The 1323-nt window shown below is 60.3% G+C and carries 1 protein-coding gene; it reads left to right on the forward strand.

From position 1 onward, the window contains the following. The first annotated feature begins 57 nt into the window (after positions 1-57). Positions 58-1281 (forward strand): IS256 family transposase, encoded by a 1224-nt coding sequence (locus V2S85_RS27080; protein ID WP_330705872.1) that lies wholly within the window; start codon positions 58-60, stop codon positions 1279-1281. Positions 1282-1323: the final 42 nt, after the last annotated feature.

Consider the following 1323-nt stretch of genomic DNA (forward strand, 5'->3'; position numbering starts at 1 on the left):
GGGACTGTCAGGAATTTCGTGTGCGGCGAGGCATAATGGGCAACAAGGAGACCCAGTATGTCACGACGGAAAGAACCCTCGATACCGAACGACATCCTCGACCAATTGCTGGCCGGCACTGACGCGGCGGCGGCGCTCAGCCAAGGGGGCTTGCTCGATACCCTGAAGAAGGCTTTTGCCGAACGAGCGCTCAATGCGGAGATGGATCACCATCTTGGCCAGGAGGAGCAAGGGAACAACAGCCGGAACGGCTATGGCCGCAAGACGGTGACGACCGACGACGGACGGATCGAGATTGAGGTACCGCGCGATCGGGCGGGGAGTTTCGACCCGCAGCTGATTGCCAAATACCAGCGACGCTTCCCCGGCTTCGATGACAAGATCATCTCGATGTATGCGCGCGGCATGAGCACGCGAGAGATCACCGGGCATCTGCGCGAGCTGTATGGGATCGACGCTTCGCCTGACCTGATCAGCACGATCACCGACGCGGTGTTGGAGGAAGTCGCAGCCTGGCAGCAACGGCCGCTAGACCCAGCCTATCCGCTGGTTTTCTTCGATGCGATCCGGGTCAAGATCCGCGATGAGGGCATGGTCCGCAACAAGGCGATCCATATTGCCCTGGGCGTCATGGCCGACGGCACCAAGGTGGTCCTGGGGCTATGGCTGGAGCAGAATGAAGGCGCCAAGTTCTGGCTGCGCGTCATGAACGAACTGCGCAACCGCGGCGTCGAGGATATCATGCTGGCCGTCGTCGATGGCCTCAAGGGCTTCCCCGACGCCATCACGGCCGTCTTTCCCGAAGCCATGGTTCAAACATGTATTGTCCATCTGCTGCGCAACTCGATGGATTTTGTGGCGTGGAAAGATCGCAAGGCGCTCGGAACGGCGCTGAAGGCCATCTATCGCGCCGTCGATGCTGCGGCCGCCGAGGAAGCACTGACGGCCTTCGAAGCGAGCTTCTGGGGGCAGCGCTACCCCGCCATCGGCCAGAGCTGGCGCCGGGCATGGTCCGAAGTCATTCCGTTTTTCGCCTTTCCCGACGAAGTCAGGCGGATCGTCTACACAACGAATGCCATAGAAGCCCTAAATTCCAAGCTCCGCCGCGCTGTTCGCGCGCGGGGGCATTTCCCCAACGATGAGGCGGCGACAAAGCTGCTCTATCTGATCTTGAACCGATCGGAGAAAGAGTGGAAAATGCCGCCGCGTGAGTGGAACATGGCAAAGGCGCAATTTGCCGTGCTCTTCGGCGAACGTTTCATCAGGGCCATGACGGCCTGATGATCAACCGCCTCGCCGTACACGAAATTCCTGACAGTCCCA

It is taken from the genome of Novosphingobium resinovorum, assembly GCF_036352595.1.
In the GTDB taxonomy this organism is placed as follows: Bacteria; Pseudomonadota; Alphaproteobacteria; order Sphingomonadales; family Sphingomonadaceae; genus Novosphingobium; species Novosphingobium resinovorum_B.